The sequence below is a fragment of the Vibrio profundi genome (genome assembly GCF_005281835.1).
In the GTDB taxonomy this organism is placed as follows: Bacteria; Pseudomonadota; Gammaproteobacteria; order Enterobacterales; family Vibrionaceae; genus Vibrio; species Vibrio profundi.
The window spans coordinates 347987-373876 of record NZ_RZIS01000002.1; the positions used below are offsets into that span (position 1 = coordinate 347987).

The 25890-nt window shown below is 45.3% G+C and carries 24 protein-coding genes; 15 read left to right on the top strand and 9 right to left on the bottom strand.

The genetic code is table 11. The features are described from left to right. Positions 1–2: 2 nt before the first annotated feature. Complete coding sequence (gene hisD / locus ELZ11_RS06505; RefSeq protein WP_137356572.1) at positions 3–1295, bottom strand: histidinol dehydrogenase; 1293 nt, start codon at positions 1293–1295, stop codon at positions 3–5. A gap of 298 nt (positions 1296–1593) precedes the next feature. On the opposite strand from hisD, the gene ELZ11_RS06510 reads away from it, so the two are divergent. The 6 genes from ELZ11_RS06510 (at position 1594) to ELZ11_RS06535 (ending at position 7935) form a co-directional block, all read left to right on the top strand. Further along, positions 1594–2343, top strand: a complete 750-nt coding sequence (locus ELZ11_RS06510) for an HpcH/HpaI aldolase family protein (RefSeq protein WP_137356573.1) — start codon at positions 1594–1596, stop codon at positions 2341–2343. Between the two features lie 129 nt (positions 2344–2472). Next, positions 2473–3435: a LacI family DNA-binding transcriptional regulator gene (locus tag ELZ11_RS06515; protein ID WP_137356574.1), complete on the top strand. Its 963-nt coding sequence runs from the start codon at positions 2473–2475 to the stop codon at positions 3433–3435. A gap of 259 nt (positions 3436–3694) precedes the next feature. Next, positions 3695–4690: a TRAP transporter substrate-binding protein gene (locus tag ELZ11_RS06520; RefSeq protein WP_137356575.1), complete on the top strand. Its 996-nt coding sequence runs from the start codon at positions 3695–3697 to the stop codon at positions 4688–4690. Positions 4691–4751: 61 nt separating this feature from the next. After that, a complete protein-coding gene (locus ELZ11_RS06525; RefSeq protein ID WP_137356576.1) occupies positions 4752–5315 on the top strand; it encodes a TRAP transporter small permease in 564 nt (187 codons plus the stop codon). Continuing rightward, the gene (locus ELZ11_RS06530; RefSeq protein WP_137356577.1) at positions 5312–6592 is read left to right on the top strand and encodes a TRAP transporter large permease; all 1281 of its coding nucleotides are present in this window, start codon (positions 5312–5314) and stop codon (positions 6590–6592) included. Before ELZ11_RS06525 ends, ELZ11_RS06530 begins: the two co-directional genes overlap by 4 nt. Before the next feature lie 551 nt (positions 6593–7143). Then, positions 7144–7935: a nucleotidyltransferase domain-containing protein gene (locus ELZ11_RS06535; protein WP_137356578.1), complete on the top strand. Its 792-nt coding sequence runs from the start codon at positions 7144–7146 to the stop codon at positions 7933–7935. A 119-nt stretch (positions 7936–8054) separates the two neighbouring features. On the opposite strand, the gene ELZ11_RS06540 is transcribed toward ELZ11_RS06535, so the two are convergent. From ELZ11_RS06540 to ELZ11_RS06550, 3 genes are read right to left on the bottom strand one after another with little or no spacing between them, the layout of a single operon-like run. Further along, the gene (locus tag ELZ11_RS06540) at positions 8055–8402 is read right to left on the bottom strand and encodes a DOPA 4,5-dioxygenase family protein (protein ID WP_137356579.1); all 348 of its coding nucleotides are present in this window, start codon (positions 8400–8402) and stop codon (positions 8055–8057) included. A gap of 52 nt (positions 8403–8454) precedes the next feature. Continuing rightward, a complete protein-coding gene (locus tag ELZ11_RS06545; protein ID WP_137356580.1) occupies positions 8455–8799 on the bottom strand; it encodes a VOC family protein in 345 nt (114 codons plus the stop codon). 58 nt (positions 8800–8857) lie between these two features. After that, entirely contained in the window at positions 8858–9466 is a 609-nt protein-coding gene (locus ELZ11_RS06550; RefSeq protein ID WP_137356581.1) for a hypothetical protein, read from the bottom strand. Between the two features lie 452 nt (positions 9467–9918). Between ELZ11_RS06550 and ELZ11_RS06555 the strand changes: the two genes are divergently transcribed. The 7 genes from ELZ11_RS06555 (at position 9919) to ELZ11_RS06585 (ending at position 16751) form a co-directional block, all read left to right on the top strand. Continuing rightward, entirely contained in the window at positions 9919–11040 is a 1122-nt protein-coding gene (locus tag ELZ11_RS06555; RefSeq protein ID WP_244291620.1) for an ABC transporter ATP-binding protein, read from the top strand. A gap of 25 nt (positions 11041–11065) precedes the next feature. After that, a complete protein-coding gene (locus ELZ11_RS06560) occupies positions 11066–12349 on the top strand; it encodes an ABC transporter substrate-binding protein (protein WP_137356582.1) in 1284 nt (427 codons plus the stop codon). Positions 12350–12358: 9 nt separating this feature from the next. Beyond that, on the top strand, positions 12359–13216 hold the full coding sequence (locus tag ELZ11_RS06565) for a carbohydrate ABC transporter permease (protein WP_137356583.1): 858 nt from the start codon (positions 12359–12361) through the stop codon (positions 13214–13216). Further along, positions 13213–14043: a carbohydrate ABC transporter permease gene (locus ELZ11_RS06570; protein ID WP_137356584.1), complete on the top strand. Its 831-nt coding sequence runs from the start codon at positions 13213–13215 to the stop codon at positions 14041–14043. Before ELZ11_RS06565 ends, ELZ11_RS06570 begins: the two co-directional genes overlap by 4 nt. 56 nt (positions 14044–14099) lie before the next feature. Continuing rightward, entirely contained in the window at positions 14100–14663 is a 564-nt protein-coding gene (locus ELZ11_RS06575) for an ester cyclase (RefSeq protein ID WP_137356585.1), read from the top strand. A gap of 9 nt (positions 14664–14672) precedes the next feature. Beyond that, positions 14673–15689 carry an ester cyclase gene (locus ELZ11_RS06580; protein WP_137356586.1) on the top strand — a complete coding sequence of 339 codons (1017 nt, stop codon included), beginning with the start codon at positions 14673–14675 and terminating at the stop codon, positions 15687–15689. Positions 15690–15797: 108 nt separating this feature from the next. Continuing rightward, positions 15798–16751 carry a nuclear transport factor 2 family protein gene (locus ELZ11_RS06585; protein ID WP_208746690.1) on the top strand — a complete coding sequence of 318 codons (954 nt, stop codon included), beginning with the start codon at positions 15798–15800 and terminating at the stop codon, positions 16749–16751. 379 nt (positions 16752–17130) lie between these two features. Here ELZ11_RS06585 and ELZ11_RS06590 read toward each other — a convergent pair whose 3' ends face one another. From ELZ11_RS06590 to ELZ11_RS06605, 4 genes are all read right to left on the bottom strand, one after another. Continuing rightward, positions 17131–18150 (bottom strand): LacI family DNA-binding transcriptional regulator, encoded by a 1020-nt coding sequence (locus tag ELZ11_RS06590; RefSeq protein WP_137356587.1) that lies wholly within the window; start codon positions 18148–18150, stop codon positions 17131–17133. Between the two features lie 243 nt (positions 18151–18393). Beyond that, positions 18394–19494 (bottom strand): porin, encoded by a 1101-nt coding sequence (locus ELZ11_RS06595; protein ID WP_137356588.1) that lies wholly within the window; start codon positions 19492–19494, stop codon positions 18394–18396. Between the two features lie 253 nt (positions 19495–19747). Further along, positions 19748–20764 (bottom strand): nuclear transport factor 2 family protein, encoded by a 1017-nt coding sequence (locus ELZ11_RS06600; RefSeq protein WP_137356589.1) that lies wholly within the window; start codon positions 20762–20764, stop codon positions 19748–19750. Between the two features lie 100 nt (positions 20765–20864). Further along, complete coding sequence (locus ELZ11_RS06605; RefSeq protein ID WP_137356590.1) at positions 20865–22160, bottom strand: MFS transporter; 1296 nt, start codon at positions 22158–22160, stop codon at positions 20865–20867. A gap of 332 nt (positions 22161–22492) precedes the next feature. On the opposite strand from ELZ11_RS06605, the gene ELZ11_RS06610 reads away from it, so the two are divergent. Continuing rightward, positions 22493–24034: a sodium:solute symporter family transporter gene (locus tag ELZ11_RS06610; protein WP_137356591.1), complete on the top strand. Its 1542-nt coding sequence runs from the start codon at positions 22493–22495 to the stop codon at positions 24032–24034. Positions 24035–24046: 12 nt separating this feature from the next. After that, positions 24047–25417 carry an L-serine ammonia-lyase gene (locus ELZ11_RS06615; protein ID WP_137356592.1) on the top strand — a complete coding sequence of 457 codons (1371 nt, stop codon included), beginning with the start codon at positions 24047–24049 and terminating at the stop codon, positions 25415–25417. A gap of 152 nt (positions 25418–25569) precedes the next feature. Here ELZ11_RS06615 and ELZ11_RS06620 read toward each other — a convergent pair whose 3' ends face one another. Beyond that, a complete protein-coding gene (locus ELZ11_RS06620; protein WP_137356593.1) occupies positions 25570–25773 on the bottom strand; it encodes an SHOCT domain-containing protein in 204 nt (67 codons plus the stop codon). Between the last annotated feature and the right edge of the window lie 117 nt (positions 25774–25890).

A 25890-nucleotide genomic window follows, 5' to 3' on the forward strand; every position in this document is an offset into this window, starting at 1 on the left:
CATTACACCTCTTCGGTTGTGCCTTTATAGCGACGAACTCGAATGTCCGCTTGCTCTTTGTGCCCCGCAAAACCTTCCAGTGCACATAAACGAGAGCAGTATTCACCGACTTTCAATGACGCTTCTTCTGTTACACGTTGGTAAGTACAGGTTTTGATGAATTTACCGACCCATAAACCACCGGTGTAACGCGCGGCTTTATTGGTTGGTAGTGTGTGGTTAGTACCAATACATTTATCGCCGTAAGACACATTGGTTTCGCGACCTAAGAACAGTGCACCGTAGTTGGTCATGTTGTCTAAGAAGTACTTAGGATCTTTAGTCATCACTTGTACGTGCTCAGAAGCAATATCATCGGCGACTTCAACCATTTCTTCGTAGCTGTCACAAACGATCACTTGGCCATAGTCAGCCCACGCTTTGCCCGCGACTTCAGCAGTCGGAAGAATCGTTAATTGGCGTTCGATTTCTTTGATTGTTTGCTCGGCAAACTGTTCGCAATTGGTTAGTAGAATGGCTGGTGAGTTGTAACCGTGCTCCGCTTGGCCTAGCAAGTCAGCGGCAGCAAGTTCTGGATCACAGCCCTCGTTATCTGCAATGACTAGTGTTTCGGTAGGGCCTGCGAATAGGTCGATACCGACGCGGCCGAACAGTTGGCGTTTCGCTTCTGCTACGAATGCGTTACCTGGGCCAACAATCATGTCTACTGGCGCGATACTTTCAGTACCGATGGCCATTGCGCCAACCGCTTGAACACCGCCAAAACAGTAGATTTCATCAGCACCGGCCATTGCCATTGCTGCCACAATTGCCACATTAGGTTGGCCGTTGAATGGTGGCGCACAAGCGATGACGCGCTTAACACCTGCCACTTTTGCTGTCAGAACACTCATATGTGCGGATGCAACTAGAGGGTATTTACCACCTGGGATGTAACAGCCAACGCTGTTCACCGGAATATTTTTATGGCCTAGAACCACACCTGGCATGGTTTCAACTTCAACATCTTTCATTGAATCGCGCTGAATTTGCGCGAAGTTGCGAACTTGAGTTTGAGCAAATTCGATATCGTGGCGAGTCGACTCGTCTAGTGCGTCGACACACGCTTGGATTTGATCATCGGTTAAACGAAATTGCTCTGGTGACCAGTTATCAAACTTTTCAGACAGTTCTCTAACCGCTTCGTCACCCTTGGTTTTGATATTTGAAAGGATGTTCTCAACGGTTTGACGAACTTGTACGTCATTGGATGCTGAAGCTTCTTCTGTAATTCCGTGTTTTAGAATACGTGCCATGTGTTTCTCCTTGAGGGCTGATGACGCTGTTACGTGTTTGAATGTTGGTTTTGGATACGAATGCAAAACAACAATATACAACCTGTTAACATTTGACAAGGAGGGCGTTTTTCGGATTGAATTCGTCATTAACTTATTGTTTTTAATTTATTTTTGTTTTTGGGTGTCGTGTTTGGGGATAATTTACTGGTTGGTTTTTATCCAATAATGTTAATTTGATCACGTTGTTTTCACTCTTTGTTAACGTTTTGGTGTGTTAAGTTTTGCATACCTTTGCAAAATAGTGAGTTTTAGTGAAATGGACGCTTTTAAATCGACACTGAATGAAAAAAATGTACTGGGCACCTTTGTTAAGACGCCTCATCCGCACATTATTGAGGTATTAGCTTTGGCGGAGCTGCCTTTCATCGTATTGGATGCTGAGCACGCACCGTTCGACCGCACCACTTTGGATTCGTGTATTTTGGCCGCAAGAGCCAATCAATTGCCTTGTATCGTCCGAGTTCAGGACAGCCAACCGTCTACGATTCTCAATGCGTTGGATTGCGGCGCCAACGGAATCCAAATCCCGCATGTCTGTAGCGCACAACAAGCAGAGGCATTGGCCAAAATCTCTCACTACGGAGAGGGAGGAAGAGGCTATGCGGGTTCTAGCCGAGCCGCTCACTATGCGACTAAACCTATGGCTCAGCACTTGGCTGACAGCAAGCTGTCAACAGTCGTGGTCGCACAAATCGAAGACCCAATCGGCGTTGAAAACGTCGAAGAAATTGCACAAGTTGAAGGAGTTGATGCGCTGTTCATCGGGCAAGTTGATCTTGCTGTCGCTTATGGCGCAGCCAGCGTGAAAGATGAATGCGTGACAAAAGCCAGTAAGCGAATCATCAAAGCTGCGCACGCAAACAACAAACCAGTGGGTATGTTCGTCGCTAATGGACAAGCCGCTAAAGAGTGGTCGCAATTAGGTGTTAATTTCTTCTGCGTGGGTTCAGAGCACAAAATGATCATCGACGGGTTTAAAAATGAAAAACTTGTGATGAATACATAAAGTTTGTCTTTGTTTAATTGCAATAGAGCACGTATTGTATGGGCATAATAAGGGAAGTGAAGTATCTTCCCAATGAATCCAAGGAGTTGATTTATCAAAGCTAAAGTTACTTCGATTGATGTAGCCAAAATGCTTGGCGTCTCTCAATCAACCGTTTCCCGAGCCTTCAGCCCAACTGCCAGTATCAGCGAAAAAAAGCGCAAAATGGTAATGGATGCAGCGGCTAAGTTAGGTTATACACCTAATGCGATTGCTCGTGGGTTAATTTCGAATCGAACCGGTTTAGTGGCGATTGCGCTGGATAGCGAATCGAACCCTATGTACGACATGCAGTCGCGAGCGCTAGCGATGGAAATCCAAAAGCGTGGTGGCCAAGTGGTGTTATGCCCGATCGATAAAGAAGATTTGGATTTAGCAATCTCTCGTGCCATTGAATACCAAGTCGATGGGTTGATCATTGCGACCAGTCGAATGAACTCTCGTGCGTTTGCACAATGTGAGAAATTTGGTGTGCATTTAAGCCTAATCAACCGTTATGTCGAAGGTGTAAATGCCAATAGTGTTGGTGTTGATAACCGTTTAGCAGGTCGCCAAGCGGCAGAGTACTTGTTAGGTAAAGGTTACAAACAACTGGCGTACATCAGTGGTGACGCTGGCTCAATGACCAGTGACGAACGTTGGGCTGGTTTCTCTCAAAAACTGCAAGAGCAGCAAGCTAACAGCCCGTTATTCATTCAATCTAAATACAACTTTGAAGCTGGGCTAGCAGCCGCAAAAGAAGTAGTAGGGCACGTGACTAAGCCTGATGCAATCTTCTGCGCGAACGATATTCTTGCTTTAGGTGTGATGGATGGGCTACGTCAGCTTGGTAAAACTATCCCCGGTGATTATGCGGTGATGGGGGTCGATGATATCCCAATGTCGGGCTGGCCGAGTTATGATTTAACAACGATTTCTCAACCCATATCTAGAATTGTTGAAGTTGCCGTTGAAGATCTAATGGAACGTATCAACAGCAACCAAGATGCTGAAGGCAAGTATCTGTTAGAGCAAGGTGTACTAGTGGAAAGAGGTAGCACTGCTACTAGCTAGGGACAATTCGGTGGTATTTTAAATAGAGCCTCGCTTTTCAAGCGGGGCTTTTTTTATGTGACTTTGTTTGGATTTCCATCAATTAAAGTGTGGCTTCGTTCATTTGATGAAGAGATGTTATTGACTTGTTGCTTAATTGTTCTATTTTTGGATTCGTATGCAATATTTTGGTATGAATCGCGAGCAACTAAAACTAGACGATTAATGTGCTGAAGATGAATTGATAAATTCTTCTTCATTCACGAAACAAGGAAGAGCAATGAAAAAACATATTCTAACCTCGCTTACCGCAATTGGTTTATCTTTTGTAAGTTTGACTACGAATGCAAGCAGTGTCATTCGACTCGCACACGATAGCCAAGAAACATCCCCAGTTCATAAAGCCATGTTGTATTTTGAACAAGAACTAGAATCGCGTTCTCAAGGTGAAATTGAAGTAGAGATTTATCCAGCCCGTCAGTTAGGTGATGTACGCGAGACAACGGAACTCGTGCAACAAGGCAACTTGCAAATGACGTTTGGTGCTTCGGTTCTATTGGCTCCATACGTACCAGAATTCAATGTGTTGGATGTGTTCTACTTATTCGAAAATGAGGCTCAGGCACATAAAGCACTGGATAGTCAGAATATCGGCCAGCCATTATTGAACGCGATGGAATCAAAAGGGTTTCACGGTTTAGGCTTCATGGAAGTGGGCTTTCGTAGCGTGACCAACAATAAGCAGCCAATTTCGACTATCGAGGATTTAAAAGGGTTAAAAATTCGTTCAGCATCGAACCCTACTCAGATCAGCGCTTGGAAATCTGTCGGAACAGCGCCAACCCCTTTGTCATGGGGTGAAATTTTCACGTCATTACAACAAGGTCTAATTAATGCGCAAGAAAGCTCGGTTTATTCGATTTACGCCGAACGCTTTTACGAAGCGCAAGAATACCTTTCTCTTACAAATCATATCTATACCAACTACGTACTCTTCATGAACAAGCCTTTCTGGGATTCATTGCCTCCAGAGCAACAAGCGCTGATCAATGAAGTGAGCAAAGAAACGATAGCGAAACAGCGCCAGTTGGCTGCAAAACAAAACAAAGACGTGATCAAAGATCTTGAAGCGAAAGGGATGACGGTCAACACCGTATCACCAGAAGTGCAAAGCAAGATGAAAGAACAAATGAACGCGGCGGTTTATCAAGATCTCAGAGAAAAAACGGGTGAAGATTTGTTTGATAGCCTGATTGCTGAAATTGAAAACTTGTAGTCAAAAATTCTAGGGGGTAGGAAAGCCCCCTTCATTGTTTTGGTCGCTTTGGGAGGGAAATATGAAGTGGTTAAGAGCGCTCGATCGATATTTTGAGCCTAGTCTGATCGTGATATCGATATCTTTGATGACGATAATCTTGTGTGTCCAGATTGGGTTGAGGATGTTTGACGCAACCATCGCATGGGCAGAAGAACTCGCCCGTTATCTGTTTGTATGGGCGATGTACCTGAGTATCAGCTACTGCATCCGCGATGATCGCCACATTCGAATTCGGATTATTGTCGATAAATTACCAGGTGCGTGGAGCCATGCGAGCCTAATTGTTTCTGATCTTATCCATTTAGCGTTTAGTGGCATTGTTGCTTGGTTTGGATTCCATGTCATTCAGCGTAGCTTGCAGTTAGGCCAAATAGCGCCAGCAATGGAAATTCCAATTGCGTGTTTATACGCGTCGGTATTGGTGTGCGCGTTATTGAGTGCGGTACGTTTGGGGGTGAGCATTTACAAGCGTATTAACCAGATCATGTCACCAGCTACGTCGCTACGATTCTCTGCTCGTCGTTACCGACACCTTAAAGCTAAGTACAGAACTTCTAATCGACTCCTGGAGCTAAGCGTATGACCTCTGCATTACTCTTCGGCAGTTTTGGTTTGCTGCTGCTTATTGGTGTGCCAGTCGGGATCGCGCTTGCTGCTGCGAGCATGATCGCTATTTTCAGTCTGCCATTTTTGAATGTCGAGTTTTTGGTTCAAGGGTTAGTGACTGGCCTAGATTCTTTTCCGCTATTGGCCGTTGTGTTGTTCACATTGGCCGGTAACTTGATGAGCCAAGGCGGCATTTCAAAACGCTTACTACGTGTGGCGGAAGTCTTTTTTGGGCACTTTACTGGCGGCTTAGGTATCGTCGCGATTGTCGCTTGTATGTTCTTTGCATCAATCTCGGGTACTGGCTCTGCAACCGTTGCAGCGATTGGTCTCACCATGATCCCATCTATGGTGAAAAAAGGCTACGACCGCAGTTTTGCTGGGGCGTTGATTGCTTCGTCTGGCGGTATTGGCGTTATCATCCCTCCTTCTGTGGTGATGATCGTTTATGCGATTACGGCCGAAGTGTCGGTCACTAAAATGTTTATGGCGGGAATCGGCCCTGGCTTAGTAGTTGGCCTTGTGTTGATCGGATACTGCGTGATTGTTTCCAAGATTCGAGGTTATTCTGGCAATGACCGTAAAGCCACTTGGCCCGAAAAACTGGACGCGTTGAAAAGCGCCAGTTGGGCAATGTTACTCCCGGTGATCATCTTAGGGGGCATATATTCAGGAATTTTCACTCCAACGGAATCTGCTGCAATTGGCGTGCTATACGGTCTGTTTTTCGGGATGTTTGTGTATAAAGAACTTGATTACAAACAAGTCGCGAAAATCATTCTGGAGTCTTCGTTATTGGTTGGAGCTGTGTTGGTGATTGTTGGGGCGTCGGTGACTTTTGGTCGAATTCTGACTCTTGAAAGACTGCCGACAGAGATTGCGCAATTTATCTTATCGATTACCGAGAATAAGTGGCTGATTCTAGTAAGTATCAATATCTTGCTTTTATTAGTGGGTACCTTCATGGAAACCCTAGCAGCTATCGTGATTCTAACGCCAATACTATTGCCTATTACTATGTCGCTGGGTATGGATCCGGTGCACTTTGGTATTGTGATGATAGTAAACTTGGCGATTGGCTTTGTGACACCACCTTTAGGGGCAAACTTGTTCATGGCCAGCCAAGTGGGGAAAGTCCCAATAGAGTCATTGTCGCGTGCTATTATCGGTTGGATCGGCGCAATGCTGGTGGCACTGATGCTAATTACCTTCATTCCGGCGATCTCTTTAACATTACCAAATATCTTAAATTAATTGGCAGGTGAACATGAAATGGCGGGCGTGATGTCCGCCATTTTTATGTCTTATTTTTGGAGGGGTATTCAGTACTCAAAATATAGATTTGGTGTCGTTTAGAAAGCTATAGAATGGTTTGAGTGTCGACATCGTCTTCGCTATACCGCTAAGGTTTGCTGTCTGGGCTTGTCCACTTCAACGATTTTACGTCCTGTAATTAAATCGGTAAAAAGCGCCGATATGTAATGAAAAATCATGAAATATCGAAAAATCAAACCATGCTAGTGTTTGGTGTAGAGCGGATGTTCATAACAGGAAAGCCGCGCTTGAATATGATTTTGCTCAGGCCTAGCCTTTACCTTCTAAAGTGACTCTCGCTCGAACACATTCTTCCAATGATTTGCTCTTATCTATGGAGTAAGTCCCCGTGATTGAAAGCTCGTATTTCGGCCAATTTAAAAGTGGTTGCATTTGAAGTGAAGCCGAGAGGTATTGTAATGCTGCGTTGATTTTACCGCACTAACTACCGCTGCGTAGTTTTAACTCTTAGTTAGATACAAAGGTAAAATATGAAATATCCTAAAACCCTTCCTGATTCTCATAAGCAGCTTTTAAAGCAAATCATCCGCGTATTTCAGCAAGATTCTCGAATTGTGGGAATGGGAGCGAGTGGCTCCTATGCTAGCGATACATTAGATAAGTACAGCGATTTAGACTTAGTCATTGCCATCAAACCTGAACAGTTTGAATCGGTAATGGCAGAGCGATTTGAACTGGTAGATAAAGTCGACGGTAAGGTCGCTGCATTTACTGGAGAGCATGTTGGTGAGCCAAGGCTCGTGATTGCAATCTATGCTCCTGATGCCATTCACGTTGACTTTAAATTCGTTTCTTTGCCAGATGCTGCGACACGAGTAGACGATACCAAAGTGCTTTGGGAGCGAGAACAGCTATTGTCGGATACATTCAAAACAGCTGAAGCTCAATACCCTCAGCCGGATCCGCAATGGATTGAAGACCGTTTTTGGATCTGGACTCATTACGCCGCGACAAAAGTAGCAAGAGGTGAGTATTTTGAAGCCTTGGAATTCATATCGTTTATTAGAACAACGGTCTTGTCGCCGCTCGCGTTAAAGCAAGCAGGGCTCACGCCTTCGGGAGTTAGAAAAGTTGAAACACGTCTTCCAGAGTTCAGCAAGAAACTTGAGCTAACAGTAGCGAAACCAGAAAAGGAATCGCTAAAAACGAGCGTTAGGCAATGTGTTGAGCTCTATCTAGAGCTGAGAGAGAACGAGAAGGTGCAGAAGAACCTTCAAGCTCAAGAAATGTGCCTTCGCTATTTTGAGCAAGAGACGCTTTAATCAATTTTGTTAAGGGGCTGAAATAATGCCCCTTCATCCCCTTACTCGTGTACTCATTACTTCAAGTTCTGCTGACAGGATAAAACTAGGTGTGAATTTGAGGTTTACTGTGCGTTAGGTTAAAAGCCTCGTAAGTCTAATGGGACGACATCACCAAACCAATAGGCGTGATCAGTATGATCCGCTAAATCATCACCGGTATCGGCATGAATGAGGACACTTAGATCACCTCTGTTGAGTTCCAACCAAGGCACAAACCCGTCAAAGTCAGTATCTTTAAATAAAACCTGATAGCTCCACATGGTATGAGGGCCTACTGGTTTTTGATGTAGTTTGCCGACTTTTAGTGGAAATTCATTACTGATCTGTTCACGCAAGCTAGATGCAAAGGCTAAAGTATCAGCATCGAAATAAACATGAGCGTGGTAGGCGTTATGCTTATTTTCGAGCCTTTTAGGGGTCTTCATATTAGTCACTCCATTTTCTAATCTAAGCGTAGTTTAACTCAGTCACTGAGCGCTAAAGCTGCCAAAATCCGCTTTCAATTCCGTTTTGGATCACAATCGCACAAGTACCGTGACCAGGCAGCTCCATTGGAGGTACGGCAAGTTCGGCGCCTAATTTTTCAGCGGTGGCCACGGTGGCATGAATATCTTCAACAAGCAGGTAATGGCGAACAATAGGGTTTTCTGTGTCGCGTAGTGGGCCTCGAATCCCGATTATCCCGCCATTCGATAGCGCAGCAGTGCGCGCTCCACCTAGGTTAGGTTCCATTTCACCAAACGTCACATTGTGAAGCTGAGCGTAGGTTTCGCAAGTTGCATCGACTTCTGGTGTCACTATTTCAAGGTAATGAATTTTCATTTTTTCCTTCCAAGTTTTGGGGAGCGGCGTGTCGCATCAATGCCAAACTTTTATATGCCTAGTTCTCAAGCATTAACGTGCTATACACAAATGGCTGTATGGCTGATATATGCATTTCTGGTATCCAGTGTTTCACATTATCAGATAGAAATTGGCAAGCTTGATTAAGCGTTAGCCTATTTTCGCTAGCAATGTAACCGATATCAAGAGCCTTATGTTCGAGCATTTGTGGTCTTATTTTTTCGTAAAACTGAATAAATTTTTTCTGATTAAAAGATAACACTGATAATGCAGTCTCGAATTCTTTTTGATGAAGTGAGTGAAACGCTTCGGTATATGTAGAAACATCTGCCTCGTTATCTTGGCAATACTCTGTGACGGTATGCGTGTGAGAAACGTAATACCCGAGAAAAATGGCGGCTGCCGTTTGTCGCTTTAATTTAGGTGTAGCCATTGAATCTATTTTGTCTTTTGAGAGTTGAGAGGCCACTTTGTCCATTGCTATGACCGTGGGATAGTTGGGGTAAGATTTTTTCGCTTCATCCTCAATAGTGGCTGAAGAGGAACGTACTTTTCCTGATAATTTGGCTTCTTCATTAGCTGCAGCGAAAGGTTGGCCTCCAAGATATAAAAGACATCCAATAAACGTAAAACATTTTGATTTCATTTAATAATTCCTATTAATTATCATTCTGTTAGTGATTGACCTCGTGTATACAACAGGCAGTATTCATCAATGATTAGAAATAGAAACTCTGCGATTGAAGGCAGAGTTTTTTTTGTAACGATTAGCTTAAGACAAGCTCGACTTAGTATTGACTTAGCAGGCTATATCGCTGGCGTCAGCCTATTGATTCCCCCTCATTTTTAGACTTTTCTTTCTTGGTATAACGCCAAACTTGGAATTGGATTATATTTTTGCATACCTATCCATAAGTCTATCCTCTCTATGACTACGAACCCAAAAGCTGTGTGTATTTTCATCACTGTCAAGACTGTAAATAGCATTTTGACGTTTTATTGACCGCTATTTGAGCGTGAGCACAGATTTGAAGCGAAAATGTTTCAGATGTTAATTTTTTGTTGATATCGGCGCTTGGGTTGTCATTATGGATTCGTATGCAAAAACTTATGGATAGAGCAACGGAGTCGGATATGGCATCAATATCTTTACGGAATATTAAGAAACACTGGGATGATTTTACGGCAATAGAAGAACTTTCATTAGAAATCAAAGACAAAGAGTTCCTTGTATTACTTGGCCCATCAGGTTGTGGAAAAAGCACCACAATGCGAATCATTGCTGGGTTAGATACTCCTAGTGAAGGCGATGTTTTAATCGGCGATGAGTTAGTGAACGACACTCATCCGCGAGACCGAGACATTGCGATGGTGTTCCAAAGCTATGGTTTGTATCCGCAAAAAACCGTGTATGGCAACATTGCTTTCCCACTGCAAATGCAAAAAGTGCCAAAGGATGAACTGCATGAACGAGTGATGAAAGCCGCGCAGCGCGTTGAGTTAGATCACCTACTTGATCGTAAACCAGCCACTTTGTCTGGTGGTCAGCGTCAACGTGTAGCACTGGCTCGTGCCATTGTTCGTGAGCCGAAGCTTTTCCTGATGGATGAACCGCTTTCTAACCTAGACGCCAAGCTACGTGTGTCTATGCGTGCATTGCTTAAAAACCTGCACCATGAATTCCAACGTACCACGGTATACGTGACTCACGACCAGATCGAAGCGATGACACTGGCCGACCGGGTTGCGGTACTTTACAAAGGCAAAATTCAGCAGCTGGCGACACCAAAAGAAATCTACAACAACCCAGAAAGCTTGTTTGTGGCGAGCTTTATCGGTTCCCCAGGTATGAACTTCATCAAAGGCGACTTGAGTGCTGGCGTATTCCAAGGCTCTAACTGCCAGATCGGAGGCTTCTCTAATTTATCTCATGAAAGCGTGACACTCGGCGTTCGCCCAGAAGATGTTGAATTAACCGATATCGAACATGCTCACTTAGTCGCGGATGTGTACTCAGTGGAGATGACTGGCGAATGTACTTTGGTCACGGTGAAAGTTGATGAAGGGTTTGTGATTTGCCGAGCGAGCAAGCATAGCGAGTTAGAGATAGGCCAGCAGGTTGGGTTCAAATTCAACCTCGGACACACCTACTTATTTGATTCGGTGACAGAAAAACGAATTCGTATTCAACAAGAATTATGCACGGAAAACGCAGCATAACTCGGCAAAAGAAAGGGACGAACAAATGAAAAAGCAATTATCAGCACTGGCACTCATTACTACAGCAATGTTTTCTGGTCAGGCTCTGGCGAGCTGTGACCTCGGCGACATGAAAGCGGAAGGCAAGATCTCTTTGCTATCTAACAGCTATCCAGTATTGAAGCACTTCTCCGACAAAATGGGCGAATGTTCATCATCAGAATTACAAATTAAGAACAAGCTTGTAGGGGGCAGTGCAGTTCAGGAACAAGCGCGAATTGTATTATCAAGCCGCCGCGGTAACTCTCCGTACGACGTGATTCAAGTGTCTGCACAATCTTTTCATGAGTTTTTGATCAAGGAACAGATCCAACCGATTACCGATTTGGTCGAAAAATATTGGGATGAATACGAACTCGATGATATTCCGCCAAGCATTTGGGATTTAACTAGGCATGACGGCGAAATCTACGCGTTGCCTATTCAGCTTAATATGCAGCAATTCTTCTACCGCCAAGATTTATTCGACGCGAACAACATCAAAGTACCAACGACATATCAAGAGGTCGTCACTGCAGGCGAGACCTTGCAAGAAGCGGGTATCAACTACCCATTGTCACAAGCGATGGGCAAAGGTTGGAACGTTGCGACTGAATTTACCAACATCTACCTATCTTTAGGTGGCGAATACTTTGATGAATCTGGCAAGCCGTTATTTGATGGCGAGAAAGGAGTGGAAGCGGCCAAGATCCTGAAGTCTTTATTGCCTTTGATGTCGCCAAATGCGCTGTCGTTGTCTAACGACTTAGTGATGGTCAACTTCCAACAAGACAAAGCAGCAATGGGCAATGTATGGGCGACACGCGCTGCTGAAATGGACAACGAGCAAGTGTCTAAAGTGGTTGGGAAAGTGAACTATGCAATGGCGCCAACGGCGAATGCGGTAACGACAATTCCTTCAACCAGTATCTTCTGGGATGGCTATGTATTCCCGCACCGTTTGAATAATGATCGTGAACTGGTGTTCAAAATCATGATGGAAACACTCAAGAAGCAGAACATGAAAGACGGCGCAGAATACGCGTTTTTGTCTCGAACATCAGCGAGTGAAGTACAAGGTGATGAATACCGTTACTTAACCTCTCTTGCAGACATGATGGCTCAAGGCGCGAAGTCTTTCCCTACCGAAGGCTACTACGGCTTAGCGCACACTCAAATTGGCAACCGACTACCCGATGCGTTAAGCGGTAAAGCGGATATTCAAGTGGTACTGAATCAGGCAGCGGATGCCTATTACAAGGAAGCGAGATCGCAAGGCTACATTGACTAAGGAGCAGTCATGAATTTACGGAATTTCCTCGGTTTCTCAGGTCCTTCGATTGCTTCAATGGTGCTGTTAATGGCAGCACCGTTAGTCATGACATTGTACTTGTCGGTTAACCGATTCAACTTTAAGGGCGAACTGCGCTATGTCGGCATGGAAAACTACCTCGACATTTTGCAAGACGAAGCATTTTGGTCGGCGTTTGAGTTTACGTTCATCTACACCGTGAGCGTGGTGATAAGCGTACTCGTGTTGGGCTTTATCGTAGCGCTGGCACTGAACAAATTGAATAAGAAAATACGTGGCATCTTCATGGCCGCGACCCTATTACCTTTTGTTGTGACACCTGTGGTCGGCACGCTGATCTTCTCATGGTTGTTCCAAGATTTTGGTTACGTAACTTACTTGCTGAGTTTAATTGGTATCGAAATCTATTGGTTTAGCGACGTGCTGGAATCCCGACTACTGATCATCTTTTACGGTATTTGGCAGGTGACACCATTTGCAGCCATCGTTTTCTTTGCTGGTTTGCAAGCAATACCGCAAGACACATTGGAATCGTCGGTACTTGATGGCGCACACCAATGGGACCAAATTAAGCACGTAGTCATCCCCGCGTTGCAGCCGCTGATCTTATTCATTTCGATGATTTGTATTATGGATGCTTACCGACTGTTTGACTCGGTAGCGGTGATGACGGGTGGCTTGAACGCGACAGAAACATTGATGTTCTACAACTACCGAGTCGGTATTGTGCAAGACGCCGTGGCTAAGGGCAGTGCCGTATCTGTACTGACAATGCTAGGGATATTCGTTCTGTTAATCCCGTTCTTATACATGACTTACCGTGAGCAAAAAGGAATTCGCGCATGAACCCTAGTAACTTAAATATGCAAAAGTTAATGGTGTACGGAATTATGTCGTTGTGGGTTTTATTCTGCGCGTTTCCATTTTTCTGGACCATCATGACGTCCATTAAATCACCTGTTGATGCGTTTTCGTCGCCTCCGGTATGGGTGTTTGAACCCACCGCGTCGAACTACGCCAGCTTATGGTTAGAGTTCGGTTTTAGTGAGTTCTTGTGGAACTCCGTTATCGTCACATTAGGTGTGGTTGTGATCTCGCTGACCATAGGTTGTTTTGCTGGTTACGCCTTAGCGCGTTACCCAGGCAAACTCGGTTTTTGGCTGTTGATGCTGGCGCTGATTTTCCGTTCGCTACCTCATACGGTGTTCTTGATCCCATACTACGAGTTCACCCGAATGGTCGGCCTATATGACACCCATATTGTGCTTATTTTGGTGCTGGTGGCAATTAACCAACCTTTCACTATTTGGATGATGCGTTCGTTCTTCATGAACATTCCAAAAGAGTTGGAGGAGTCGGCAATGATGGATGGTTGTAACCAATTCCAAGCGTTTGCAAAAGCGATTGTGCCAGTGATGTGGCCGGGCATTATCACCACAGGTTTGTTTACTTTCTTATTGGCGTACAACGAATTCTTGATTCCACTGACATTGACGGCAACCAATGCTTCAACCATGCCAGTTGCGATCTCTCAGTTCGGTGCCGATGACATTAAATACTGGTCAATGACGGCCGCTGGTGCGGTATCGATTACTCTGCCAATTGTTGCTCTGATCATTTTCTTCCAGAAGAAGATTGTTTCAGGCCTAGTGGCGGGCGCAGTGAAAGGCTAACGGAGCCGTTAAACATTAATTAGTGGCTGCGGCCATTCACGAATAAGGAAATGAAAATGTCTACTCAAACAGCAACTAAACAGGCGGATACGGCACAAGGTTCACGACCAGAACAAGGTTTGCTTACAAAGGATAATGATCTTTCAAAAACGGACGAAACTTTGTCGGTGATTGATGCGATGGTGGATGGCCTCAATGATCATGATATCGACAACATGGGGCGCTTTTTCTCGGAAAGCTTTCGTTGGCTAGGTAATGCAGGCTGTGGTTTTAAAAACAATCTGCAAGAGTTTCAATCAAACTGGCAACGCCCATTCCAAGAAGCATTTTCGGAGAAAGTATGCATTGATGAAGCTCGCATCACTCAAGGTGAATGGTGTGCAGCCTTTGGCCGACAGGAAGCGATTCACTCTGGCACCTTTATGGGAATTGAGCCAACAGGTAAGAAAGTGATTATCCGCTACATGGACTTTTGGAAAGTGCAGGACGGAAAAATCGTTGATAACTATGTGATGGTCGATTTCCCAGCCGTGATGGCGCAGCTTGGTGGTGACGCATTTGCAGGCGCTGGCTGGGAAGAAAAAGACTCTAAAGAGAACCCGCTGTACCAATTCGCATAGGGAGCAAGCATGTCAAATCTACAAGAGAACAAGCGTCTAATTGGCCAATTAAATGCGGCCATGTACGATTTTGAATTGGGGAACGTGAGTGAGCTGATTCAAGATATGCTCTCAGACGATGCGTTGATTCAAATGGCGTTTCCGTTTGAGACGTTGTCTGGAAAGGGGGCGCTCGTCGAAGAGGTATACCAACCTTTAGTCAGCGCAATTCCAGATTTAGAGAAGCGTACCTATATTTCGATGGCTGGTGCGGTGAATGGCTCTGAGTGGGTTGGGTGTGCTGGCTACTATACGGGAACATTTATGGAGCCTTGGTTGGACATACCGCCAACAGGGCACCAAGTGTCGATGCGATTTCATGAATTTTACCGTGTAGAAGCAGGCCAGATCGTCGAAATTCAGTCTTTGTGGGATATCCCAGAGTTGATGCTGCAAGCCGGTGTTTGGCCGATGGCGCCAAGCCTTGGCCGTGAATGGCACCCGCCTGCACCAGCGTTAGCAGATGGTTTGGTATCAGTGGCAAACCCGCTGGTGACAGATCAAAGCTTACAAGTGGTTTCCGATATGCTTACGGGCTTATCGCAACATGCGATTGGTGGCGTTGAAGCGATGAATTTAGATCAATATTGGCATCCTAAATCCAGTTGGTATGGCCCCTCAGGAATTGGGACGGGGCGTGGTATCGCTGGTTTTAGAAATTGGCATCAAATCCCGTTTCTTAATGCGATGCCCAATCGTCGCAGCAAAGAAGGTGCTGGCGTTATGTTTGCTGAACATAATTATGTCGCCTTTACCGCTTGGCCCGGCATGGAAATGACGCTGTCTGGTGGCGGTTGGTTAGGTATCGCGCCATCCGATAAAGACATTACGATGCGCAGCTTAGATTTTTGGCGAGTTGAGCAAGACAAAATCCGTGAAAACTGGGTATTGGTCGATTTACTTCACGTTTACGACCAGTTAGGCGTCGATGTTCTGGCAAGAATGCGAGAATTAAACAAAGCCAAATACAGGCAGTTTGCACGATAGAACGAACTTGTTTCTCAGTGCTGATATCGCATTCAGTAAGATGAGAGACAGCTATAGCGAAAGAAAAAGTGATTGAGTTCGGTATAAGAACCAAAGGAAGGTAGAACAATGGCAATGGTTGGCTTTGACGAAAAGTGGAAAGATTTTCCCGATTACATATTAGGTATTACTAAAGAGATCTGGGAAGATCGTGGCTTACACACGCTTCATCATTATTACTCTGAAGATATTGTAGTGCGCACACCGCAAGCGATCTCTATCGGAAATAAGGACGTGATTAACGCCACTTTGGCTGTGTTGGCTCAGTATCCGGATAGAACGCTTTATGGCGAAGATGTCATTTGGAGCGGCACGCCGGAGCAAGGCATGTTGTCTTCTCACCGAATTATCTCGACCGCAACGGACAGAGAGTCGGGCAAAAAGCTTAAGTTCAGAATCATCGCCGATTGCCACGCGATCAATAACCAGATTAACGATGAATGGTTGATTCGCGATCAAGGCGCGATTGCTCGCCAACTTGGTTACACCCCCCATGATTACTCGTTGCACTTGATTGAGAAAGAAGGCGGCGTTGAAAACAGCAAGCCAGTATTCACACCAGACGTTGATCAATGCGGCCCATATTCAGGTTGCGGCAATGATAACGAGTGGGGCATCAGATACGAGCACATTCTACGTTCGATCATGAACGCAGAACTCAGCGTTATCCCAAAAGAGTACGATAGAGCGTGTATCGGTGAATACGCGGGTGGGCATTCCACTTTATCGCACGCAGAAACTGACGATTTTTGGGTTCAGCTGCGCTCTTCATTCCCAAATGCAGAGTTTAAGATCCACCACCGAGTCGGTTTAGAGGGCGACCAAATGTCTCCTAGAGCTGCGATTCGTTGGTCGTTGCGAGGCAAGCATGAAGGGTTTGGTGCGTTTGGCCAACCGACAGGTGCTGATGTTTATATCATGGGTGCATGTCATGCCGAGTTTGGCCCGTGGGGCCTGCGCAGAGAGTTCGTATTGTATGACGAGCTAGCCATTTGGAAGCAAATCATTCAGCACAAAGGTTAAGTTTTGCTGAGAACTAAGCAAAATTAATCACTAGGCTGTGTCCCGTAATTATCTTGGTATCATCGCAGACGCCACTTTCAATCAGAACAATGAAAAAAGACTGAGGTTTAGCTGGCTAAAGAAAGGATTTTTGAAGCAGTACTGTGCAGAAAAGGGGTCTGCCCGACGGGTTATGACCAAAATCCGCATTAACGGCGCAAAATCTCTTGAAAAGAGAACCACTCTTCCCTTCAAAATTTTGCTTGTTACTCCAAATTTTGGTCGATAACGATGATTCAAATAATTGAGGGACACAGCCTAGGCTGTAACAAAAAAGCGGTGGTCACTAAGGTGACCACCGCTTTTGTTTGGGATGCATAGCGCTAGCGTTTTTGGCTCGCTAACGAGTGGTGTTCCGTTTTACAAACTGCACCGGCACCATCAGCTTAACGAGGCTGGTGTCATGTTCTTGAATTTGATTGACAATGATCTTCACCGACTCGCGCGCTAAGCGTTTGAAATCCTGCTTGAAAGTTGTCAACTGATAGCTCAGCCACTCCGTCTGAGGAATATTATCAAAACCAATCACTTGTAAGTCTTCAGGGATTTTTAAGCCAAATTCATAACGTGCGATGTCCATGACCGCCATGGCGAGGTTATCGGTGGCACAGAAGATAGCTTCTGGATGCTGCTTGCTGGAAAGTAATTCACCCGCGAATAGGGCTCGAATTTTGTCGAGAGCCAAGGTGTAATCGTAATCGGCTTCGATAACAGAAACCGCATTGCCCGTGAGTTCTTCGAATTCATTGCAGAAGCCCACTTCACGCTCATTGTTGGTCAATGTCGGTACATTACCCGTGATATACACCGCGGATTTAACCTTGTTTTCGTGGAAATGCTGCGCTGCGAGCTGGCCTGCTGTGTAGTTATCACTGATCACATGGCTACTTTTGGTGCCTTCTACCACGCGCGCGTATTGAACGATTGGGATGTTGAATTCTTTGCACTCTTCATACAAAGATTTGTTGAAGGTGGCAGAAGCGGCAATCACGCCATCGACGCGATATTGGAAGATGTTTGGAATAGAATGTTGATCGTTATTATTCACTTGCCACGGGATCAACACAGCCGAATAACCACACTTTTGTAGCTCTGTGGAAATTAACTGTAAGGTCTTCATATGAATCGGGTAATCGGCATCTGGGAACACTAAACCAATCAGCTTTGATTCGTTGGTTGTCAGGCTTCGAGCAAAAGCGTTCGGACGATAATTCAGCGCCTTAGCGGCTTCAAATACCTTGTTTTTGGTCTTCTCTGAAACAGAGCTTCCCGGAACAAAAACACGAGAAACGGTCGACTGAGAGACACCCGCTAGTTTTGCCACATCTTTAGACGTTGCTGATTGTTTTTCTGAATTCATGAATGTCGATTTCCTTGCAGCTTCTCTCGACTAAAGTAAACCAGCAAATCGTATCATGTATAGGTACGTATTCATAAAGGGTAATTTATAATTCCCTGTCAATTCGGGAACAATTTAATGCAAACGTATAATTTTGGGTTATACCCATAATAAAAAGCCCCACCAATAGGGTAGGGCTTGTCGGTATTTGCCAATCAAAGCGGTATTGGCTTGATTAAGAGCTAAGAGCTAAGAGCTAAGAGCTTAGAAATAGTATCGGATACCCGCAGCGAACTGGTCATCGCGGTTTTCAAAACTATTCGTTGCAAGTTGATCGTTACCGATATCGAACTGGTACTCAGTCCAGACTAAGAACTTGTCTTTCTTGAAGTGGTATTCAACACCCGGGATGATTAAGTGGCGCTCGAAGCCATTTGCTTCGTTGCCACGATCTTCCAAATAGTTGTAGTTGAATGTCGGACGTAGGCCATTTTCGAAATGGTAGTAAGTAAAGAATTCACCGCCTAGTGTGTCCATCAAGGTGTTGGTTGAGCCAGAGGTTTCTGCCGACTCCCAATTTTCACCGACGTGGAAAGTCGCGCCCATGTATAAGTTGCTGTCTGAGTAGTTAGCGCCAAGCAACATAATACGCATGTGATCGCCGTTTTCTGCACCTTGTACACTAGAATCAAGGTCATCCAGTTCATTTTGATGATAAGCAGCGCCTAACGTAATGTTTTCAAAACCTTTGTAAGAGAGTGATGCTCCCATACCATTTTTCAGTGTTGCAGTACCGCGATTACCTTCTGAACCTGAAAGAGACACTTCTTCACGGGTGGTTTGGTAAGTGAAACCGTAGCTCAGATCGTCATTGATGCTGTTGCGGTAAGTAATGGAGTTTTCTGCACGGCCAGCGCCTGAAGCAATGCCCCAATCTGATAAGTTGTAAACACCAGAACCACGCGTGCCGAACAAGCGACCCATATCCGTGAACCATGCCACATCGTAGAAGGTAGACCACTGTTTCGTACCTGCGGCAATTTTCCCGTACGTGTCGTGTTCCACACCTGCGTACAATAAGCGGTCGTAGATGTTATCGCCGTTGGCACCAGAGTTGTATCCCCATTCGGCGTGGCCGAATCCAGTCCAGCCGTTTTCAAGGCCCATTTGTCCCTTCAAGCCAAAACGAGAACTGCCACTATTCCATTCGCCGTTATGATCGCCACCTTTGTCGTGGTAACGAACATCAAAACGTCCGTCTAGCGTTAAGCTGTCGCCGGCATCATTGGTAAAAGTGTGTGCAGCAAAGGCAGAGCCTGAGGTTAAAGCAGCGAGAACCACTGCTGAAATTATCGACTTTTTCATTGTTATATTCACTTATTTAGGCTGTCGAAAGCCGCCGTGCTTTCACGCCCGTTATTGGTAATGGTTCAGAGGGTGTGCCCCATCCCTGAGGCACTGTGTGGAGCTGTTTTTTGTGGAGCAATTGCTGAGAGCGAGAAGGATCCCTCAGCAAATATGCCAACCTAATTCGCACGTTCCTGTGGGGTAAACATCAAATTATGTTCCCAGCGATGTTTACAGGGCGCGCACCAATTAGGTCAGTATTAGGTGCCGATTAAAGGCTTGGGTTTAGAATCGCTTGTGTGCGTTCGAAAACATCTAGGCCTTGTTGTTTTAGCCAGTAAGGTAAATCAATCAGTACCCAGTTTTCTGACAGTTTGTCGCCTTCACGGTAGTACACGTCGACAACTTGCATGTCCGCGCGAATTTCGCCACCAGGCATACCTAAGAAACCACCGATAGGTGTATTTGATAGGTTTGGCCAACCGAAGAAACAAGAGAAGCTACCTTCACCGAAACGACAAACGTGGCCGTTGAATTTCTTATCTTTCAGGTTGTTACGGAAAGGCAGTTGGTGCTGCTGTTGGTAACGTGGAATGGTGTAAGAAGCACCGATACCGCAAGGGCCGTACCATGCCATGTTTTTAGACCAGCTCTTCTCTAGAACTTCTGGTGGGCAGCCCATCGCACCGCTTTCGTTAAGTGCTGTTAAGTCATCTACCATGCGATTAACTAGAGCGAGTGTTTCTACGCCTTCAGCTGGATCTGCATCTTCAAACAGTAGGCCGTCGTGGTTACGTGGGCCAGGGTAAACGAAGTGCTTACCTGTTGAAGGTGGTAGTGGGTAGCAACCTGCTTGATCCATCACGCCTAGTAGATCGAGGAACAAACCTGTTTTAGTGATCTTACCGTTTTCTACGCAGTTAAATTCAGCGTAACGGATGTTCATGATCTTGCCAGTTGGGCGCATGCCAAGGTATTCAGCATCGAATAGGCCCATGAAGTGACCCATGCTCATTACCCAGATTTCACCTGGAGTAACTTCGTTCTCACCACCGATGAAGATGTCTTGACGACGCTGCATACGCGTCATGGATTTCATTAACGGAGACCAGAATACGTCTGCCGCCGCTTGTGCGCCTTGCTGCTCGCGGAAAGGGTAAACGCCGCGGAATAGGTAATCTTCTGATGTGTGCTCTTTTAGTACTTGTGCAACGTTCTCGTGAGTTGCGTTTTCAATTGCATCGAAATAGTCGCGAACAACGCGTTTAGCTTCTTGATATTTAGCCATTTTAAACTCTCTTTGATGTTGTCGAGTCAACATTTGGAACAGGACTCGATTTGGATTTGGTGTCCGGTTGAATCTCAACCGGACTGATGTTTGTTAGTGATTACGCTTTTACTGGTTCACTTTTCTTGCTTTTGTCGAACACACCGCCTTTTAGGGTTTCTGGTAGCGTGAACCATAGAAGACCAGCCACAATCCATACGATTGGAGAACCCCACATCGCTGTTTGTAGGTCGCTGCGCTCTTGGATAAAGATAAGTACCATCGGTGCCCACATACCCAGAATACGACCGCCGTGGAATAGCGCTGCACCGTAGCTACGTAGATGTGAAGGGAATAACTCAGAGAAGTAACCGCCCCACACAGCAGAAGAAGACAAGCCAAAGTTATAGATAAGGCCCAGTAGCGCTAGCATGTTCAGGCTGCCAATCATTACGTCGCCAGGGGCGATGAAGAAGATAGAAACCATGATGCCCGCTAGGATGAAGCCAAATGCATTCACTTTACGGCCGTACTTGTCGGCAATCGCACCCCAGAACCAAGCGCCAAATAGTGAACCAAATGCCGAGATTGAGAAGATCAGGCCGATAGTCGCACCATCGAACATACGAACTTCACGTAGGTAAGTGGTAACGAACCCACCAAAGAATTGGAAGCCATAGAAGTTCAAACCAGCTAGCAGTAGACAGGTGATGGTGATAGTGCGGTAAGGCTTGCTCAGCATTTCACCCCAAGAGCCTTTCTTCACTTCTGTGCCTGCAGCGTCTGCGCTGGCTTGTTCTTCTTCACCGTAAGCGATCACTTTTTTGTCACTAGGAAGAACGAACAACATGATGACTGCTGCCGCTAGTGGTGGTACGCCACCAACCCACATTAGGCTTTGCCAAGGAGCATCGATGCTTGAGATGAATGCCGCGTACGCGCCCATTACCATTAAAGCAACCGAGAACATTGATGAAGCGAAAGCGGTTAACTTACCACGCACGGTTGGCGTAAATAGGCCGATCATCAAACTTACCGCAACGGTGAAGTAACCGCCTAAAGAAAGACCAATGATGAAACGCATCGCAGCCCATGTGGCGTAGTCGGTAAACATCATATTGATGATGGTTGCGCCGCCATTTAATGCTGTAATGGCGATAAGCGTGGATTTTTTACCGAAGTTGGTGGCAAACCAAGCACAGCTAAGGGCACCGATAAGCGCACCTACTGATTGCCAAGTATAGAATTGGGCGGTATCGGCTAGGCTTATTCCGTCGTAGGCTTCAACAATATAAGGGCGTACGTAGTCAATTATTACGAAGTTATAGCAATAGAAAAAGTAGCCAACTAGGATCGCTAGATAAGCGGCTACCCTTTGAATCATTGGAACTTCGCTCATGTGTTTTTTAGAATTCATGACCAAAACCTTGTTTTATTTGGTATTTTTAATTTTTAGGTAAGGGGGAGGATCTTTTTTAGGATCTTGTCGGCCTTACTGTCGGAATAAATAATACTGTTAATAGGGATATTTGATCCGTGATCAAAGTCAATTTTAAAATGAGTGCGTACCCATTTTGTGGTTTTTAGTGATCTGGATCTACTTTGATCTTAATTTCGGTGTTTTGGGCGATAAATAGCCAATAGTAGTGATAATTATCACAGTTATTGTGGGTTTTTGGTTAACAAGGAGGGTTTTTTAGTAGTATGACCGTGAAATGAATGACTATCAAGAATTGAGAAATCTCACGAATGGTTACGTACTCAAGTTTAGTTATTGTCGCTTTATATGTGTCAATAACCATATTAATCAGTTACTTAGTAAATAAGCGCTACAATGTTGGTGGAGACTTCTCTACAGGTGGCAAGCAATTTGGTTGGTTCACCGCGGGTGTATCAATACTAGCGACTTATATTAGTGCGATGACCTTTGTGGGAATGCCGGGGTGGGTATACAGCTCTGGCATGGAAGCGATGAGCGTTCATTTAAACTATCCAATCGTTATTTTCTTCACGGTCGTGTTTTTTGTTCCCGTGTTCTACAAGCTTGGGTTGACCTCCATTTATGAATACTTAGAGCTACGTTTTGGTGTGTACGCCCGCACCATAAACTCGATTGCCTTTATCGTGGTGCAGTGTATATCTGCTGGCGTCATTCTCTACGCCGTTGCGCTCATCTTGGTTCAAGTTCTGCCCATCGGCATTTCCGAAGCGATCATTTATATCAGCGTGTTCACCGCGATATATACCTACGCTGGTGGTATCTCAACCGTTATTTGGACAGACATGCTGCAATCGGCGGTACTTGTGATCGGCAGTATGGCGATATTCGTTATCTTGGCGATGGACATCAATGCTGGTGAGCATTTAACGCGTGATCACCTTAATATTATTAACTTCGATTTTGACCTAGGGGTAGACACCACTTTATGGGCGGGTGTGGTTGCCGTAAGTTTTCTTCATCTCAGTGTTTATGGCACTAACCAGTTGATTATTCAGCGAACGCTAGCGACGAAAAATGTTAAAACGGCTCAAAAATCTATGCTGCTCTGCGGTTATGGCGCTTTCTTTATCTATCTATTTTTTGCACTGATTGGAGTGCTATTAAGTGTTTACTACCACGATCAACCATTTGAAAACAGCAACGAAGTGATTCTTGATTTTGTGTTTAACCACACGAATCCTGTCGTGGTCGGGTTGGTTATTTCAGCCTTGGCTGCGGCAGCGATGTCGACGTTGGATTCCACGTATAACTCAATAGCGACCGTGGCGACGTTTGATTTTTATAAGCGATTCTTTAAGCCGAATGCTGACGAGGTGCACTACGAATCGGTCGCACGAAACATGAGCTTAATGGCGGCTGCGGCGGTCGTGGTTCCAGCATTATTGGCGGTTTCAAATGAGTCTGTTCTTAAGATGATTGCGAGCCTTGGCTCTATCTTTGTTGGCATTCGCCTCGGTTCTTTCATTCTTGGTCTGTTCTTTAAAAACGCCAATGAAAAAGGCGTCATTGCGGGAAGCTTGGTGAGCATTATCGTGGTTTTCACAGTGAAGTTTTCAGGCGTAGCTTGGCCTTGGTTTGCTCCTTTTGGCACTTTCGCCTTTTTGATCACTGGTGTGTTAGCCAGCCATTTTTGGGGCAGTAACAACGCCCAACAAACAGAATTTTTTAAAAACCAAAAACAGCTCTTTGCCAAACCAAGTGCAAGTCATTATGGCCTGCTGGTTTTCGCTGTGATTACGATTGTTTCAAGTGCGTTTATCCCAGATTGGGTTTATAGCGCTCTTTCTTAATTAGGTACGTTTATGCTGTCTATCTTTGATATTTACAAAATTGGGGTTGGCCCTTCGAGCTCACACACCAATGGCCCAATGATTGCGGGTTATGAGTTCACACGTTTAGTTGAACCTCATATCGCGAAGGTTACCCGTGTTCAGGTTGATTTATATGGATCTTTGTCGTTAACGGGAATTGGTCACCATACCGATCGTGCGACCATTCTTGGTTTGCTGGGCAATAAGCCAGATACCATAAAAATCACCAGTGCCAACCAAGCGATGCGCAAAGCGATAGAAGAGCACAAACTTGCAATTGCGGGCCATCATGAAATCGAATTTGATTATCAAACCGATATGTTATTCCACAAAGATAACTTACCTCTGCATGAGAATGGGATGACAATCACCGCGTTTGATGACCAAGGTAAGACACTGGGCTTTGAAACCTATTATTCGATTGGCGGCGGATTTATTGCCACCGAAGCGCAGCTAAAAAATGGCAGCGACGAGACGACCGTGGAGGTCGCACACCCATTCAAAAGCGCTGACGAAATGCTAAAAAAAGCGGAAAAGCATGGCATGAGTTTGGGTGGTTTGGTACTTCAAAATGAACAGTCATTTCAAGATATGGCTGTGATAGATGAAAAAGCAGAGCAGATTTGGCGCGTGATGTCGCGTTGTATGGAGCGTGGCTTTGAAACTGAAGGCATTTTAGATGGTGGCTTGAACGTTACACGCCGTGCCCCGAACCTGCTCAAAAAATTGGAAGCGAATGCCGCTGTAGAAAGCGATCCAATGGAAATCATGGATTGGATTAATCTATTCGCGTTTGCGGTGAGTGAAGAAAACGCGGCTGGCGGTCAAGTGGTGACCTCGCCAACAAATGGCGCGGCGGGCGTTATCCCAGCTGTGTTGATGTATTACCACCGCTTCATCAAAGAGCTCGATGTTAAACAGTTAAAAGACTTCTTAGCGGTATCAGGCGCGATTGGTATTTTGTATAAAACCAATGCGTCAATCTCTGGTGCAGAGGTGGGCTGCCAAGGTGAGGTTGGCGTTTCATCTTCCATGGCGGCTGCAGGCTTAACGGCGCTTCGAGGTGGCAGTAATGAACAAATTTGTATCGCGGCAGAAATAGCGATGGAGCACTCACTCGGCATGACATGTGACCCGATTGGTGGGTTAGTTCAGGTGCCTTGTATTGAACGTAACGCGATGGGCGCGGTGAAAGCCATTAATGCGTCTCGTATGGCGTTAAAGCGCAATAGTAAGTGTCTTATCTCGTTGGATAAAGTGATCGCGACGATGTACCAAACGGGTAAGGACATGAACAAGAAATATCGAGAGACGTCTTTGGGCGGGTTAGCTCTTGTGCATTTAGCGCCCCCTTGTGAATAGCAAGCACGCTTGCTTCGTTAATTCGTTTGAATGCTAATCTGAAATGAATAAGCCCCATGTTGGGGCTTATTTTTTAGGAGCATATTTGAGCGAGGGGGCGCTCAAGAGCTTGTTAGTTGATGGGGGGAGTTGTTAATTCTCGTATCGCTGCTTTAAAGGTTCTTTTTAATTTCATTCAATTCATCAGCGGTGATCGCGCCGCTTGCATAGCGTTTCTTCGCGACTTCTGCGGCAGATTCAGGCTTATCATCCGATTTCGCCCCTTTAAATGCGCTGACAATCAGGTAGATGATTAAACCCCAAAACAGTGCCATAGAAATCGGCATCATCCAGCTACATTCATGAAAACCATACATATTCTTACCTCACATTATCATTGATGGTTGGGGCATTTAACGCTTGGTGTTAATCCGTTCACGTTTATGCCTAAAGAGACAAAAGAAATCTTGAAGCCTCCTGTTACTGGAAGGTCA